We start from the raw sequence: 13,201 nt of genomic DNA on the forward strand, positions 1-13,201 counted from the left end.
ATTACCGCACCGGCTTCTCAGAAGTAGGTGCGAACCGTACCGACGACGCGGTAATCCGAATCGACCTCGGGAATCAGTGACCACTTGTCGAACGTGGTGCAGGGATGCGAGATTCCGCAACCGAGCAGATCGCCGACGGTCACGTCGAAGTCAGCCGGAACGTCGACGTACGCGTGTTGGTCGTTGAGCGCGGTGATGGTCAGTTCTCGCGCTGATCGGTTGGATCCGTCGCGTCGGCGCCACAGGACTATGGGAAAGCCTGCGTCGGAACCGACATCGCGGCGGCCGAAGCCCAGGATCGCCCGTCCGGGTTCAGGTATGGAGAGCACTACGCCCCAGACCTCTGCGGCTCCCTGCAGAGTTCGCGGACCGTCCGCCCACGGCGAAGTTTCGGCATAGAGACCGTGATCATGGGTGATATAGCAACCGCTGCGCAGCACGACGCGTACACCGTTGTCGAGTGCCCATCGGCCGGCCAGCTCGCGTACAACCAGATCGTGAAACGCACTGCCGCCGAAAGTGACCAGTGGCCTGGGAGCCTTCGCGGAGTTGTTCTCGAACAGGTTCTCGGCCACACAGATTTCCGTGAACACTCGCGCGGATTTGAGATACGAATCGACGGAGATACGGCGGGCTGCTACCGAGGCTCCGGGCATCATGCCCTCGAACCCCTCGACTCCGGTGAGAATCAACGAAGGTGCCTGCGATGCTGCGCGTGCGACGTCGAGTGCTTGCTCGACAGTGCGAGCGCCCGCGCGTCCGCTGTCGTAGCCGAGTTCGACGAGAACCCGGATACGGCTGGCCGGTGAGACTTTCGCGATCAACTGTTCCATCAGGCGGACGCTCTCGACCGAGTCTACGAGGGTGGTGACGAAGAAATCGGGGTCGGTGGCCTGGGCGTCGCAGATCCACCGAATGCCGGCGGGATCGAGAACCTGGCTGGCGATGATGATCGTGTCCACACCGAACTCACGCAGAATGCGTGCCTGCGCAACGGTTGCCGCCGTCATCGCCCAAGCCCCGGCGTCGAGTTGCCGACGAACCAGTTCGGGGCTCATCGTGGTCTTCGCGTGGGGCGCCAGATCCACGTCGTGATCGGAGCAGAACTGCGCCATGAGGTCGACGTTGTGCGCGATCGCTGGACGGTTGAGTGTCATCACGGGTAGCAGGAGGTTGCCGTCGAGTGCAGAGATCCCCAACGGCTCGAGGTCGGAACCGTCGCGACCTTCGAGATCGGTGCCGAATGCCTTGTGCTGCCAACCGATCGGGGGGGTCGCGAAATCCGTCATGGCATCGATTGTGCCGTTGATTGCAGACGAAGTGTTCATGTGTGGTGACTTTCTGTCAGAACTATGCAGGTCAGAATGAGATCCGGTTACGAGCGGCGTACCGGGCGACCGGGCAACGCGTCCTCGACCACGACACCGCCTTCGACGACGGGTACTCCGCCGACCAGCACGCGGCTGATTCCGGTGGAGGGACGGGTGCCGTCGATGTAGGTGGCGTTGTCGGTGATCTGCTCGGGGTCGAAAACGAGGATGTCCGCGTCGCTACCGGGGCTGATCCGACCTTTCGCCGCCATCGATGGAACCGACTCCTCCAGAATCTGCGCGGGGATCAACGAGCAGCGCGCGATGATCTCCGACAGCGACAGCAGTTGACGCTCGCGGTACAGCGTACGAATCGCACGTGCATAGGTACCGGCGCCGCGGGGATGGCCGAGTGCCTTCTCCGGCAACGGCCACTGCAATGCGTCGGAAGACGAACGGCCAGGCCAGGTCAGTGGCATCGCGTCGCTCGCGATGGCGGCGCGGTCGAAAGTCATCGCCCTTTCGAGGAACTCGCGCTGCACGGTGTCGTTCTCGTCGAGGAACTCCACCAGCACCAGTCCACCGGGGTCGGTTGCCCGAAGATGTTCGAGCTGTTTGCGGTCCGCGATACGTTCGCCGGTGGGTACGAATGTCAACGATCGTGGTGTCAGATTCATCAGGTGCAGCTTGTCGGGATCGAGAAACGCAGCTCCGACGGCTGTCGACCCGGAACCGTACGGATACGCCTCCGTGGTGACGCGCGATCCGGCGGCCTGAACCTGCGCCACCACCGACAGTGCATGGTCGACGTGCATTCCCGAGGTGCTGTTGACATGGCAGTAGTGCATGTGTGCGCCGGTTTCGGCTGCTGCGCGGGCGATTTCGACGGCGCCGTCCACCGGACTCGACGGATCGGCCGAGATGAGCGGGCGCGCATGAGTGTAGGTGGGGACACCGGCGCGGGCCGCGAGATCCGCCACCTGCAAGTACTCGGTCGGATCGGATTTCGGGGCGTATCCGACCACCACGCCGATGCCGAGAGCGCCTGCGGCCAGATCGTTTTCGAGAAGTTCGAGAATGTGTGCACGCTGGGAGGCAGAGGGCTCGCCCTGCCAGCTCGGGGAACCGAGATGGTGCAGGAGCGTTCTGATGTCGCCGTCTGGATCGGCTCCCGAGAGTTCGATCATTCTGGCGTGAGCCCACGACGTCGCGTAGCCGTAGTTGATCGGGCGGCCCTCGGCGCCGGCCCGCGCATATGCCTTCGCAACAGGAATGACGCCGGCTTCCAGCTCGAGGGCCGTCGTGACTCCGTCCAATGCCTGAAGTCGCTGCTCGGCGATTTCCTGTCCGTGGCTGTGCAGGTCGATGAATCCGGGGCAGATAACCTGACCGGTCACGTCGATCGTCTGCCGGGCTTCGATCGTGTCGTGACCCCAAGCCGAGACTTTGCCGCCGGTGATCGCGATGTTGCGAACCTCATCGGTCCCCGATGCGGGATCGACGACGCGGCCGCCGGTGAACACGATGTCGTGGACCTGCATCAGAGTTGCACTCCTGTCGTTGGTCGAACCGCCTGGCCCGGCGAATGTCCCGATGGTTTCACGGCCGGGGTATCGGATTCTGGTGTGAACGTCCCAAATGGAGGCCGACTCACCGTTCGACCGGACAAGAAACGGATGCCGTCGAGTGTGAAGGTGAAAGCGAAGCTACCAATTCATCCGATTGAGATTGATGGAGGACAGGAATGCACGTCTATATTTCGGTGGACATGGAGGGTATCGCGGGTATCGCGACGCTCGATCAGACGATCCGCGGCGGTGGCGGCTACCACCGTGCGCAGATGCTCATGACCGCCGAGACCAACGCTGCGATCGCCGGTGCGTTCGACGCCGGTGCGACGAGCGTCCTGGTCAACGACAGCCACGGAACGATGGACAACCTGCTTCACGCCGACCTGGATCCACGGGCGCGCCTGATCTTCGGCTCACCCAAGATGCAATGCATGGCCGAAGGAATGACGTCGGATCACGACGTAGCCCTGTTTGTCGGCTATCACGCACCAGCCGGTGGACCCGGTGTCCTGGCGCACACGTTCTCGAGTTTGTTCGCCGACGTCCGCCTCGACGGCAAGTCCGTCTCCGAGACCGACGTCAACACCCTCTACGCTGCCACCCAGGGCGTTCCCGTCGGCCTGGTAACGGGTGACGACATCATCTGTGGCTTGGTGGATGCGGCCTCGCCGACAACCGAGACCGTCGAGGTCAAGAAGGCACACGGATGGTCGGCAACCAATTCGCTGCCGCCGTCGCTCGCGTGCGAGCAGATCCGAGCAGGCGCCGAGCGTGCAGTGCGCAAGGCCGACACACTGAAGCCGGTCGAGCTGCGTGACGAATGGACTCTCGAGATCGTTCACCCCACCACTACGGGAGCTGAACTCGCCGAAGCTGTTCCCGGCTCGCGACGGACTTCGGATCGCACGATTTCGCACACACTCGGTAGCGTCGACGACATTCTCGGTCTGATCACTGTCAATGCTCGGCTCGCAGCCGCAGGCGTCTCGACAATCGTGGCAGTCGCCAATCGCACGTAATGCGGTAACGACTCGATCTCGAAATGCCGCCGACACCGTGTGTGTCGGCGGCATTTGTCATCTGTTGGGGCAGAACATGTTCCGATCGACCAAACGTTGCTTCGGGTATTGGTGAAACGGACCAATACGGCAGACGTGTTCGCTGTCACACTTCATCAGTCTTTTCAATGTTCTAGTCCATGCGGCACAAGACAATTCGGGAGGCTTGATGAAGGCGGAACGCGTCAGAGTGGAAGAATCATCGCGGGGGAGCGGCGGTTCGGTTCGAAATATGATGGACAACAAGTCGATTCGGCGCACGACAACCGTAACGGTTGGACTGCTCAGTACCATCTGGTTAATCGACATGGTCGATCGCGTCATGATCGGTCTTGCGCTTCCGATGATCGGCGACGAATTCTCGCTCAGCAGTACGCAGTTGGGTGGTGTGGTCTCGGTCTTCGCGATCTTCTACATGCTCGGGCAGGTTCCCGGCGGAATGTTGGCTGATCGCTTCGGACCCAGGCCACTGTTGATCGTTGCGTTGATCCTGTGGTCGGTGTTCACCGCGTTGACAGGGTTCGCGTGGGGGCTCATTTCGCTGATGGTCATGCGTGCGATGTTCGGCGTAAGCCAGGGGCTCTTTCCGGCTGCGTCGTTCAAGGCTTTGGCTGAGCGGACGCGTCCGAAAACCAGAGCGACCGCGATGGGTTTCATGCTCGGCGCCAACAACCTCGGCCCCGGCGTTGCACCGCTGATCATCGCACCGGTCCTCATGGCTGTTGGGTGGCGTGACGCGTTCTGGCTGGTGGCGATCGTCGGCGCTGTGATCGGCACGGTGGTGTGGTTGGTGCTGCCGGCACCGTTGGACACGGAAATCTCGGAAGATCCGGAGGCTGCGCTGCAACCTCTGGCGAGCGAGCACTCTCGCGCCGCGGTGTTCAAGTCCGCGTCGGTGTGGAAGTTCGCAATTCTGTTCTGTCTGGCCAACATGTCCGCGTACGGGCTGATGACCTGGGTGCCGAGTTATCTGCTCAACGACAAGGGACTCTCGCTGATCGACACGGGAATCTTTGCCGCGATCCCCTTCATCGTCACGGCGCTGGCCACGATTCTGGGCGGGCGATTGGTGGACAAGTACTTCCACGACCGGGCCCGGATTCTTCTGGTTCCGTGTATGGCCACGTCGGCAGTCCTGTTGTTCCTGATGACCACCGCCGACACCGTCGCGATGTTCACGTTCTACGAGACCTTGGCTCTGGGCATCAGCGGTCTGTGTTCGATGTCGATCTTCGCGATGCCGTTGCGGGCATTGCCCGCCGAATTCCTCGGTTCCGGAATGGGTTTGATCAACGGTTGTGGTCAGTTCGCCGGTTTCATCACCCCGCTCGTGATGGGATGGATGGTGGACCAGTTCTCGTACATGGCTGCATTCGGAGTCCTGGTCGGAGCGACGAGCGCTGCCGCTTTGGTGGCCATGATCGTTCCGCAGACCCCGGCGAAATTCTGAGAAGGAGAACGAAGATGTCGGCAACGGACGGCACACGAAAGATCGAAGACGACGTCGTCACCGATTTTTCCGAAAAGATGAGTTACGGGGCCTACCTCGGACTCGATACGCTCCTGGATTCGCAGCATCCGGTGAGCGAGCCGGAGCACCACGACGAACTCTTGTTCATCATTCAGCACCAGACCAGTGAGTTGTGGCTCAAGCTGTTTCTCCACGAGATACGGGCGGCCAGAGCAGCTATAGCTGCCGACGACATCCGGGTCGCTTTCAAGCGCATCGCACGCGTCAAACACATCCAGGCCACTCTGACCGAGCAGTGGTCGGTGTTGGCGACACTTACGCCGGCGGAGTATGCGGAGTTCAGGGGCGTTCTCGGTAACTCGTCTGGGTTCCAGTCGTACCAGTACCGCGCCGTGGAATTCGTGCTCGGAAACAAGAACGCGGGCATGCTGAAGGTGTTCGAATCGGATCCGTCTGCCCACCAATTGTTGGAAACCTTGCTCGGGGAACCGACGCTGTACGACGAGTTCTGGCGGTACTTGTCCAGACAGGGCTACGACGTTCCGGCGTCGGCTCTCGAACGAGACGTCAGTGCGCCCTACGTGTGCAACGACGAGTTGATTCCGCTGGTCAAGGCAATCTACGAGAACGTCGAGCAGCACTGGACGGCATACGAGGCATTCGAAGAGTTGGTCGACCTCGAGGAAAGCTTCCAGTTGTGGCGGTTCCGGCACCTTCGGACAGTGCTGCGGGTGATCGGCATGAAGAAGGGGACCGGCGGATCGAGTGGTGGTGCCGGGTTCCTGCAACGTGCGTTGGAGTTGAGCTTCTTCCCCGAGCTGTTAGCCGCCCGAACCGAGATCGGAACCTGACATACCTGCTTCACGAAACCCAGCTGCTCATTACACGCAGCTGTTCGTGGCACACGACGAATCCCGGCCCGAAGGACAGGAGTCTTGGACAAGATCCGACAGGGTCGCTTCGACCAAGCTGAACTTGCGAAGTTGCAAGTCGGTGACAGGAGAGCGTCGGAGTGGACAAGAAGACAATGGTGGCGGACCTGGCGGCGCTTGTAACCGCCGAGTCGCCCAGTTCCGACCTCAGCGCAGTCGACGCGTGTGCGGACGTGGTGGCCGAGATCGGCGAACGCCATCTCGGGAGCGCACCGGAACGTATTCGAATCGACGGTCGTCAGCACTTGCGTTGGTCCTTCGGCACGGAGCCGAAGGTGATGCTCCTGGGCCATTTCGACACTGTCTGGCCGCTCGGAACGCTCGCGGAGTTGCCCTGGTCCGTCACCGACAACATCGCCACCGGACCCGGAGTCTTCGACATGAAGGCCGGCATCGTCCAGCTCTTCCATGCGCTCGCGTCGCTTCCGTCGCTCGACGGCGTGGTTGTGCTCCTCAATTCCGACGAGGAGATCGGCTCCCCGACCTCGCGCGCACTGATCGAGGAGCAAGCTCGTCAGGTCGACGCGGTGCTGGTACTCGAAGCCGCCGCCGACGGCGCAGTGAAGACCGCGCGCAAGGGTATGTCGCTGTACTGCGTCGACATCGAGGGACGCGCTGCACACGCCGGACTGGAACCGGAGCGAGGCGTGAACGCTGTAGTGGAGCTCGCACATCAGATTCAGGCCGTGGTGGAGCTCGCGGACCCGGCGGCGGGGACGTCGGTGGTTCCGTCGGTGATCAGTGGCGGAACCACCACCAATACCGTGGCAGCGCAGGCACAACTGTGGTGTGACGTTCGAATGTGGTCGGCGAAGGAACAGGAACGCATCGATCGTTCGATCCGCGCGCTGGTACCGGTGCTGGCCGAAAGTCGAATTTCGGTGACCGGGGGACCCAACCGTGGGCCTCTGGAATCCGCGTCGTCGGAGAAGCTCTACTTTCTCGCTCATCAGGTCAGCAGCGAGAGCGGGTTGGGGATGCTGCGCGACTGCGCCGTCGGCGGTGCCTCGGACGGAAACTTCACCGCTGCAGTCGGAACCCCGACGTTGGACGGCCTCGGTGCCGTCGGCGGTGGGGCCCATGCAGCCACAGAACACGTAGAGATTGATCAGATGGTCCCGCGCGCCACGTTGTTGGCCGGTCTGGTGACTCGAGTCCTGGAGGGAGGACTGTGACGATGACGTCGCCGAACAATGTCCAACGCAAGATTGCTCAACCAGTGGGAGGTGTTTCGCCTTCGCGGATGCGTCAGGCGATCAGCCAAGCCGAACAGGCCGCTCTGCTTGCGTGTGTGACCATCGAAACCGTCACCGGGCATGCCGAGTTGGAACAGGTATTCGGTCTGTTCGAAAAGGTATGGCAGCCGGAGAGCGGAAATCCGCCCGTACACCGGGACATGATGAAAGCGCTTTCGCACTCCGGTAATTACGTAGCCGGTGCTTTTCGTGGCGGAGACCTGATCGGTGGCTCGGTTGCCTTCTTCGAAGAGCCACAACATCGTTCGTTGCATTCGCACATCACGGGGATTCTCCCGAACGTGCAGAACGGGCACATTGGTTTGGCGTTGAAACTGTTCCAGCGGGCGTGGGCACTGGAACGGGGAATTCTCCACGTGCGGTGGACTTTCGACCCGCTCGTCGCGCGCAATGCCTATTTCAACGTCTCGAAACTCGGTGCGTTTCCGGTCCAGTATCTGCCGCGTTTCTACGCGCCGATGAACGACAGCCTCAACGGCGGCGCAGACAGCGACCGGTTGTTGATCGACTGGGAGATCGGTAGCAGCAAGGTTTCCGACGTCGTCGCCGGTTCGGGAGAAGTCCCGACTCCCGAGTCATTGGGGGCGAGCGAACTGCTGTCCGTCTCCGAAGCCGGCCTGCCCGTGTTGAAGTCGACGAAGAATCGTTTCGTCACGGTGGCTACGCCGAATGACGTCTACACACTGCGTAAGTCGGACCCGGTGGCGGCGAACGATTGGCGGCTGGCCGTCCGCGAAACTCTCGGGGGCGTGCTCTCCGAGAACGGAGTGGTTCTCGCCGTCACCAGAACTGGAAAGTACGTGCTTGACCGTGCGCCGGGAACACAGGTCGGCAGAACAACAGCGGAGGCCACATCGTCAAGATCGACGGAGTTGAATTGCGCCGGGCGGCAATGCCGTTGAAGGCGCCGTTCCGAACCTCGTTCGGCACGGAGACCACCAAGGACGTGTTGTTCGTCAAGGTAGTCAGCTCGGAGTCGGAGGGCTGGGGCGAGTGCGTAGCGATGTCCGAGCCTCGCTACTGCTCCGAATACACGGACGGCGCCGCCGAAGTCCTTCGCAAGTTCCTGATCCCGTCTCTGGGGGAACTCACCGATCCCGACGTGCACGCACTGAGCGCGACGATGGAACAGTTCGCCGGACACCCTATGGCCAAAGCTGCCCTGGAAACCGCCTTCCTCGACGCCGAACTGCGCGCCGCCGGGACGAGCATGTCCTCGTATCTCGGCGCAGTGGTCGATCGGGTACCCGCAGGTGTTTCGGTGGGTATCAAGAATTCGATCGACGAACTGCTCGAGGAGGTGGGCGGCTTCCTCGACGCCGGATACCTACGCATCAAACTGAAAATCGAACCGGGCTGGGACATCGAGCCGGTTCGCGCAGTCCGCGAGCGGTTCGGCGACAACGTACTCCTCCAGGTCGACGCGAACACCGCGTACACCTTGGCTGACGCGCGCCATCTCCAGCGGCTCGACGACTTCGATCTCCTGCTGATCGAGCAGCCGCTTCCCGAAGAAGAACTGCGCGGCCATGCCAGGTTGGCCGAGATGATGCGGACGCCCGTCTGCCTGGACGAGTCGATCACCTCCGCGAAGGTCACCGCCGACGCGCTGGCCATCGGTGCGTGCAGCGTGGTGAACATCAAACCGGGACGTGTCGGCGGTTATCTGGAATCGCGTCGTATCCACGACGTCTGCAAGGCCAACGGTATTGCGGTGTGGTGCGGCGGAATGCTCGAGACCGGAATCGGCCGGGCCGCCAACGTCGCTCTTGCCGCGCTCCCTGGATTTGTCCTACCAGGCGATACGTCGGCTTCCGACCGGTACTTCGCCGAAGACATCACCGAGCCGTTCGTACTCGACGACGGTTGCGTGAAGGTTCCGGAAGGGCCGGGTATCGGCGTCGAACCGATCCCTGACCTGCTCGAAGCCATTACCACCTCGGTCGATTGGATCGGCATGGATCGGCTTTGACGAATCACTATGACACACTTCGTTCACAGGACGAAGGAGTGATAGACGTGGGCACCGTACGACCTCGCATCAGTTTGGTGCGGCTTCTCGAAGACGTGGGAACTACGGTGCTGAATCCGGTTGTCGGTGACCCGGATGCGGTCCAGGAGATCGCCTCGGTGGTCATTCACGATCCTGACGACGACTCACCCTCGACGCCCGACTCCATGGTGCTGCTGGTCGGAATCACCGGCGGTGAACGTATCGCGGAGTCCGTCGCCGGCCTGGCCGAGCGCGGAGTGCGCGTGGTGGTCGCGCGAGTGACCACCGAAGTCAGTGACGCCGATCGAGAATCCATCATGTCCTCTGGCGTCGTCGTATTGACGTTGGCCCGCGGAGTTTCGTGGGTTCAGCTGACAAGCCTGCTTCATTCGGTGCTCTCGGCCCGAAACGAAGTCGGGCACATCCATTCACGCGGAGGTGGACCGGCCGGCGATCTGTTCGCCTTCGCCAACGCCGTGAGCGCGCTCTTGGATGCCCCGATCACGATCGAGGACCGAAGCTCACGGGTCATCGCCTTCTCCGGACGCCAGGAAGAAGGAGACGGTCCACGTATCGCGACCGTTCTGGAGCGGCAAGTTCCTGACCAGTACATTCGAGTGCTCGAAGAGGCAGGGGTCTTCGACCGGCTCTATCGCAGCGACGATCCGGTGTGGGTGTCGGCGGAGACTCTCGGTACAAAAATGGGACGTATCGCCGTGTCCATCCGAGCCGGCGACGAATTCCTCGGCTCGATGTGGGTGGCAACCGGTGAGCCGATGTCCGAGGACCGGATGCGTGCACTGCGCGATTCGGCCGGGTTGATCGCGCTGCAGATGTTGCGGTTGCGCGGCGGCGCCGACGCCGAGCGTCGACTGCGCGCAGACCTGATCGCGACCCTTCTCGACGGTGGGTCCGGTGCGGTCGACGCGATGAATCGCCTCGGCCTCGGGACCGGTCCTGCACTCGTGATGGCCTTGGGTCGTAGGTCTTTCGAGGGATCGTCGAAGCCGGACGATGCCGCCCACGTGGTGCGGCTGACCGACGCTCTGGCCATGCACCTAGGCGCGGTCCACTCGCAGTCGGCGGCTGCATTGGTCAACGGAACCGGCTACGCGGTGCTGTCTGTGCGAGGGCACTCCCCGGCAGAAGCCGAGCTGCAGGCGTTCCGTGTGGCCTCGGATTTCCTGGACCGCACCGGAGCGTCCGGCGACACGATCATCGGGATCGGCCGGGTCGTGACCAGACCGGCTCAGTTGAGCCGATCGAAGCGCGATGCCGAACATGCCCTCGAAGTGTTGTTGGCGGGACGAGCGTCGGGCAGCGTCGCCACTTTCAGTAGCGTCCACGTCGACGCCATTCTGTTGGAGATCGCGTCGGAAGCTGCGGCCGAGGGATTCTCGGACCTCGGGCCAATCGAGGCGATCGCCAGCCATGACGCTGCCCATGCGACCTCGTTCGTCGACACCCTCGATGCGTGGCTCAACGCCTTCGGCGACGTCGGTGACGCCGCGGCCTCATTGCACGTGCACCCCAACACCTTTCGGTATCGACTCAGCAAGTTGAAGGGTATGGCCGCGTTGGATCTCGACGATCCCAACGTTCGCTTCCGGTTGATGGTGCATCTTCGTCTGCGCGGTCCACGCTAGTTCGAAAGCCGAAAAATGCGGGTCGCGCTGGTTTCTCGGCGCGACCCGCATTTTTATCGGTGGGTTCCGGTCAGTTGTTGCGAAGTGCTTCGATTGCGATGCGTCCGACGGTTCCGATCGAGGCGTCGATCTTCGGGGCACGATGAGTGAGTGCGTGGGACTTGGTGAAGACACCGACGGCATAACGCTTACCGTCCGGGTACGCCACGACGCCGGCTTCGTTTCGTACCAGTCCCAATGTCCCGGTCTTGGCAGCGACGGTGACCTCGTCGGGGAAACCAGATGAAAGGCGGTGTGGCCAGACCTGCTTGCTCATGATCGTTCGGACCTCTTCGCAGGCCGACGCGGGGCCGGCTTCGTCCCTCCAGATTGCAGCCAGCAACATTGTGATCTCACGAGGAGTGCTGGAGTTGGAGCGGGCCGGATCCATGACGGAAATCGTCCGGAGAATTTCGATCGGAGGCATTTCAAGCAAGGTGCCCTTGTCGACTCCGAGGTCGTCGTAGACCGATTTGAACAAACCGCGGCAGTCGCGGACCAAGTTGGTCTTCTCCAAACCGAGCCCACGCAGCGTTGCGACGATGTTGTCGAGTCCGAGACGCTCGAACAAGAAATCCGTGGCGGCGTTGTCGCTGAAGCTCATCATGAGCAGAGCGAGGTCTCGCCAGCTGGCGGTGACATCGTCGGCGCAGCCGCCGATACCGATGCCGCCGGAGCGGAACTCGGCGGTCACCGTGGCGTGCTCGGTCGGATCAAGGGTGCATGCCGCTACTTCACGGGCGTACTGGAGTACGACAGGAATCTTGAACACGGAGGCGAGGATGACACCTTCGTCAGCGCCGTAGCCGAACTCTTCGCCGGAATCGATGTCGCGTGCGTGGACGAACGCATCGGTCTTCGCTTCGGCCAGTACAGCAGCGATCTCCTGCTGTGCGCTCTCAACGTACGTGGCAGTTTCGGTCATTCGAGAAGCCCTTCGTCGGTATCCGTATATCTGGGTTATTCGTGGATTCGACGATAATGAGTCGACGACGGGGGGTCTTGTACGAATCGACGAAGCTGACCGGAAGGTTCGGTGCGGATATGCCGAATCATCCGAGCGTCGGGGTGTTCCAGATCAGGAAGCGTATGTTTCGAGCCGGCAGCGGACAAGGCTGTCGACATCGCCGCGGCGCTTGTCGGAGACGACGCCGGCCAGCAGGAGAGTGAACAACTCGTCGATGCGGTCGTCCAAATCGCTTCGCCTGGTGAGCACGTTCGAAACCAGTTGAACGCCGGTGAATGCCGAGATCGCCACGCGGCCCACCGATTCCGGCTCCACGTCGTCGCGTATATCGCCTTCGCGTTTCGCGGCCTCGGCCAGTTTTCGAAGCTCGCGGATCCACGCGAGGTACGGACCTTGCGAACCGTCAGCAGAGGCCAATTCGAGGGTAAGTCGGACTCCCGCACGAACAATCGGGTCCGCGACAAGCTGGCGGCCCATCTCGTGGCACACCATAACGAGCTGTTCCAGTGCCGGTGCGCCCGTGGCTGCAACTGCGGTGAAGGCGGTGATCGAGATCTGGTGCTGTTCTTCGATGACAGCTTGAGCCAATTCGTCTTTGGACGAGAAGTGGAAATAGACCGCGCCCTTGGTCATCTGCGCCGCGGACACGATGTCGTTCATACTCGTGCTGCCGTACCCCGTGACTTCGAACCGATCGGCAGCGCCACGAAGAATCTGACGCCGACTGATCTTGGCACGTTCCTGCATTGCTCCCTTGTCCTCCGACTGTTAACACGTGAACTAGTTTTAGGGCCCTAGGTCCCGGACCAGCGCCCCACGGTAGCAGCGAAACTCGTGCTCGCGCGACAGCGCGAAACGGACTGTTCGGTGTGCAATCGCAGGTCACGGTCGGTAGGAGCGAAAAATGCGACCGCCGCAACCTCCGTTGGAGGCTGCGGCGGGGAGTCCAGTTATCGGC

General features: G+C 62.0%; 11 protein-coding genes. 7 read left to right on the forward strand and 4 right to left on the reverse strand.

Annotation, left to right across the window (positions count from 1 at the left end; translation table 11 throughout):
* Positions 1–17: 17 nt before the first annotated feature.
* Both ACSW29_RS06305 and ACSW29_RS06310 read right to left on the reverse strand, forming a co-directional pair.
* Positions 18–1,328, reverse strand: coding sequence for an alanine racemase (locus ACSW29_RS06305; protein ID WP_448276858.1), 1,311 nt, complete (start codon positions 1,326–1,328; stop codon positions 18–20).
* Positions 1,329–1,375: 47 nt separating this feature from the next.
* Positions 1,376–2,851, reverse strand: coding sequence for an amidohydrolase family protein (locus ACSW29_RS06310; protein WP_317828367.1), 1,476 nt, complete (start codon positions 2,849–2,851; stop codon positions 1,376–1,378).
* Between the two features lie 203 nt (positions 2,852–3,054).
* Between ACSW29_RS06310 and ACSW29_RS06315 the strand changes: the two genes are divergently transcribed.
* The 7 genes from ACSW29_RS06315 (at position 3,055) to ACSW29_RS06345 (ending at position 11,237) form a co-directional block, all read left to right on the forward strand.
* Positions 3,055–3,900 carry a M55 family metallopeptidase gene (locus tag ACSW29_RS06315; protein ID WP_230814909.1) on the forward strand — a complete coding sequence of 282 codons (846 nt, stop codon included), beginning with the start codon at positions 3,055–3,057 and terminating at the stop codon, positions 3,898–3,900.
* Between the two features lie 271 nt (positions 3,901–4,171).
* Positions 4,172–5,389 (forward strand): MFS transporter, encoded by a 1,218-nt coding sequence (locus tag ACSW29_RS06320; protein WP_317828368.1) that lies wholly within the window; start codon positions 4,172–4,174, stop codon positions 5,387–5,389.
* A 14-nt stretch (positions 5,390–5,403) separates the two neighbouring features.
* Positions 5,404–6,261, forward strand: coding sequence for a tryptophan 2,3-dioxygenase (locus ACSW29_RS06325; RefSeq protein WP_317828369.1), 858 nt, complete (start codon positions 5,404–5,406; stop codon positions 6,259–6,261).
* A gap of 161 nt (positions 6,262–6,422) precedes the next feature.
* Positions 6,423–7,517 (forward strand): M20 family metallopeptidase, encoded by a 1,095-nt coding sequence (locus ACSW29_RS06330; RefSeq protein WP_347871733.1) that lies wholly within the window; start codon positions 6,423–6,425, stop codon positions 7,515–7,517.
* Positions 7,518–7,519: 2 nt separating this feature from the next.
* Positions 7,520–8,500 carry a GNAT family N-acetyltransferase gene (locus tag ACSW29_RS06335; protein ID WP_448276859.1) on the forward strand — a complete coding sequence of 327 codons (981 nt, stop codon included), beginning with the start codon at positions 7,520–7,522 and terminating at the stop codon, positions 8,498–8,500.
* Complete coding sequence (menC, locus tag ACSW29_RS06340; RefSeq protein ID WP_448277410.1) at positions 8,491–9,570, forward strand: o-succinylbenzoate synthase; 1,080 nt, start codon at positions 8,491–8,493, stop codon at positions 9,568–9,570. Before ACSW29_RS06335 ends, menC begins: the two co-directional genes overlap by 10 nt.
* 47 nt (positions 9,571–9,617) lie before the next feature.
* Positions 9,618–11,237 carry a PucR family transcriptional regulator gene (locus tag ACSW29_RS06345; RefSeq protein WP_317828373.1) on the forward strand — a complete coding sequence of 540 codons (1,620 nt, stop codon included), beginning with the start codon at positions 9,618–9,620 and terminating at the stop codon, positions 11,235–11,237.
* Positions 11,238–11,307: 70 nt separating this feature from the next.
* Here the strand turns inward: ACSW29_RS06345 and ACSW29_RS06350 are convergent, their stop codons facing one another.
* Positions 11,308–12,201 (reverse strand): serine hydrolase, encoded by an 894-nt coding sequence (locus tag ACSW29_RS06350; protein WP_448276860.1) that lies wholly within the window; start codon positions 12,199–12,201, stop codon positions 11,308–11,310.
* Positions 12,202–12,354: 153 nt separating this feature from the next.
* Positions 12,355–12,990: a ScbR family autoregulator-binding transcription factor gene (locus ACSW29_RS06355; RefSeq protein WP_317828375.1), complete on the reverse strand. Its 636-nt coding sequence runs from the start codon at positions 12,988–12,990 to the stop codon at positions 12,355–12,357.
* Positions 12,991–13,201: the final 211 nt, after the last annotated feature.

It is taken from the genome of Rhodococcus sp. GB-02 (assembly GCF_053470465.1).

Coding starts and splice junctions, on each gene's coding strand:
- ACSW29_RS06305 (WP_448276858.1), bottom strand. CDS start 1,328: ATGAACACTTCGTCTGCAATCAACGGCACAATCGATGCCATGACGGAT.
- ACSW29_RS06310 (WP_317828367.1), bottom strand. CDS start 2,851: ATGCAGGTCCACGACATCGTGTTCACCGGCGGCCGCGTCGTCGATCCC.
- ACSW29_RS06315 (WP_230814909.1), top strand. CDS start 3,055: ATGCACGTCTATATTTCGGTGGACATGGAGGGTATCGCGGGTATCGCG.
- ACSW29_RS06320 (WP_317828368.1), top strand. CDS start 4,172: ATGATGGACAACAAGTCGATTCGGCGCACGACAACCGTAACGGTTGGA.
- ACSW29_RS06325 (WP_317828369.1), top strand. CDS start 5,404: ATGTCGGCAACGGACGGCACACGAAAGATCGAAGACGACGTCGTCACC.
- ACSW29_RS06335 (WP_448276859.1), top strand. CDS start 7,520: ATGACGTCGCCGAACAATGTCCAACGCAAGATTGCTCAACCAGTGGGA.
- menC (WP_448277410.1), top strand. CDS start 8,491: ATGCCGTTGAAGGCGCCGTTCCGAACCTCGTTCGGCACGGAGACCACC.
- ACSW29_RS06350 (WP_448276860.1), bottom strand. CDS start 12,201: ATGACCGAAACTGCCACGTACGTTGAGAGCGCACAGCAGGAGATCGCT.
- ACSW29_RS06355 (WP_317828375.1), bottom strand. CDS start 12,990: ATGCAGGAACGTGCCAAGATCAGTCGGCGTCAGATTCTTCGTGGCGCT.